We start from the raw sequence: 2,220 nt of genomic DNA, 5'->3' as shown, positions 1-2,220 counted from the left end.
GGTTGACGGCCTGGCCACCGCCGCCGGGCTGCAACTGGTCGCCAGCTGCGATCTGGCGATCGCCTCGCACGAAGCGACCTTCTGCACGCCGGGCGTCAACATCGGCCTGTTCTGCTCGACGCCGATGGTGGCGCTGTCGCGCAACGTTTCGCGCAAGCATGCCATGGAGATGCTGCTGACCGGAGAGACGATCGATGCGGCGACCGCCAAGGAGTTCGGCCTGGTCAACCGCGTCGTGCCGCGCGAATACCTGAATCAGATCGTCACCAAATACGCGCAAACCATTGCTTCCAAATCATCTTTGGTGGTCAAGACCGGCAAGGGAGCCTTTTACGCCCAGGCTGAAATGGGGCTGGCCGACGCCTATGCCTATACCGGCCGGATCATGGTCGAGAACATGCTTGCGCGCGACGCGGAGGAGGGCATCGGCGCCTTCATCGGCAAGCGCAAGCCGGAATGGAAGGACGAGTAAGGAGAACGTCATGGAACCGCGCATCTCCATCATCACCATTGCTACCGATGATCTCGACCGCGCCGTGCGCTTCTACGAAGAGATGGGCTTGAAGCGGCATGCCGGCATCACCGACGGGGTCGCCTTCTTCCAGATGGGCGGCGTCATCCTCGGCCTGTTCCCGCGCGCCAGCGCAGAAGAGGATTCCGGCATCGCCTTCGCCGCGGCGCCATCGGCGGTCTACCTCGCCTACAACACTCGTTCCGACGCCGAAGTCGACGACGTGCTCGCCAGGGCGGAAAAAGCCGGCGGCCGCATCGTCAAGCCGGCCGGCCGGGCCTTTTGGGGCGGCTGGTACGGCTATTTCGCCGACGCCGACGGGCATGTCTGGGAAGTGGCGCACAATCCGGCCTTTCCGATCGCGGAAGACGGCACGATTTCGCTACCCGGCTGATGGCCCATCGCAAGCAGCTGACGCGGCTAAAGGCTCCCTATCTGAAGCGCATCCTGCTCGACGCCGAGCGCGTGGCGGACTGGGAGAAATATCCCTGGAACCTGCCGCTGTTTCGCGGCCATGAGTTCGAGCTCGAATTCACCACGCCGATCACCATCATTGTCGGCGAGAACGGCACCGGCAAATCGACTCTGCTCGAGGCGATCGGCGCACTGGCCGGCTATGACGAAGCCGGCGGCGGCAAGGGATATATGCCAGTCGACCATTCCAGCGCCATCGACAAGAGTGGTGCTGCGTTGGCCAACGCATTCCGTGGTCACTGGCTGCCGAAAGTCACCGCCGGCTGGTTCTTTCGCGCCGAATCCTTCTACTCCGTGGCCCGCTATCTCGATCAGGCAGCGCTGGAGTCTGGCGGGGCGCCGCCGGACTTCCTGTCCTGGTCGCATGGCGAGGGCTTTATCCGATTTTTCGAGGAGCGCTGCCGCAGGCGAGGCATCTACATCCTCGACGAACCCGAGAGCGCACTGTCGCCGACGCGACAGATCGAGCTGCTCAAGATGCTGCGGCGCATGGACCAGTCGGGCACCGCGCAAGTGATCATGGCAACGCATTCGCCGCTGCTGATGGCTTGTCCCGGCGCGCGGCTGTTCCGCATCAGCCGCTTCGGGCTCGACCCGACCGATTTCAGCGATACCGATCATTTTCGCATGATGCGCGACTTCTGTACCGATCCGCAGGCGTTCATGGAGGAAGCGCTGCGGGAGGATGACGCGTGAGCGCCGGCGACGATGATCTCAACTGGCGCGTCGAGCAGGCATGCCGCGAAGGCTGGCCGGCGGCGACCGGGGCGGTCTTTGATGGCTGGCTCCTGCGGCGCTCCGGCGGACGGATCCGGCGCACCAATTCGGCCAATCCCTTGCGCGGCCAGCGTGGCGCGCCGGATGCTGTCATCGGCGCCGCCGAGTCCTTCTACATCGGCCACGGCCAGACGCCCTTGTTTCGGGTTCCCGACATCGCCGGCGAGCTCGAAGCCATACTCGACCATCGCGGATACCAGCCGGAAGGCGGCACGATCCATCTCCATGCCGGGATCGGCGACCTGGCTGAAGTCCGCGATGAGCAGGTCACCGTTTCGAAAGTGCCGGGCGAGGACTGGCTCGCGGCGCGGTTCCGCATGGGGACCTTTGACGACGCCGAGTGCCGCATCTTTCGCGAGATGACCGGGCTGATCGTCGGCGACCGGGCATTCGTATCCTGTGAACGCGACAGCGAAATTGCCGCCTTGGCCTATGGCGTCATCCGCAATGGCCTGCTT

Annotated in this window: 4 protein-coding genes; all 4 read left to right on the top strand. The window is 64.4% G+C overall.

Features of this window, described 5'->3' with window-relative positions:
- A partial coding sequence (locus EN750_RS30700) for an enoyl-CoA hydratase-related protein (RefSeq protein WP_189526570.1) occupies positions 1–472 on the top strand: 472 nt, incomplete at its 5' end.
- A 10-nt stretch (positions 473–482) separates the two neighbouring features.
- Entirely contained in the window at positions 483–905 is a 423-nt protein-coding gene (locus tag EN750_RS30695) for a VOC family protein (RefSeq protein WP_127322812.1), read from the top strand.
- Positions 905–1,681, top strand: coding sequence for an AAA family ATPase (locus tag EN750_RS30690; protein ID WP_127398970.1), 777 nt, complete (start codon positions 905–907; stop codon positions 1,679–1,681). Before EN750_RS30695 ends, EN750_RS30690 begins: the two co-directional genes overlap by 1 nt.
- Positions 1,678–2,220 (top strand): GNAT family N-acetyltransferase (locus EN750_RS30685; RefSeq protein WP_127398969.1); only part of this gene is annotated, 543 nt, incomplete at its 3' end. The genes EN750_RS30690 and EN750_RS30685, both read left to right, overlap by 4 nt.

The organism is Mesorhizobium sp. M7A.F.Ca.ET.027.03.2.1 (genome assembly GCF_003999175.1).
GTDB lineage: Bacteria > Pseudomonadota > Alphaproteobacteria > Rhizobiales > Rhizobiaceae > Mesorhizobium.
Note: the sequence above shows the minus strand (reverse complement) of the source record. Positions and strands in the feature narration are given on the sequence as shown.

Bases quoted from the DNA above. Each gene is read 5' to 3' on its own strand.
- EN750_RS30690 (WP_127398970.1), top strand. From the start codon at position 905: ATGGCCCATCGCAAGCAGCTGACGCGGCTAAAGGCTCCCTATCTGAAG.
- EN750_RS30695 (WP_127322812.1), top strand. From the start codon at position 483: ATGGAACCGCGCATCTCCATCATCACCATTGCTACCGATGATCTCGAC.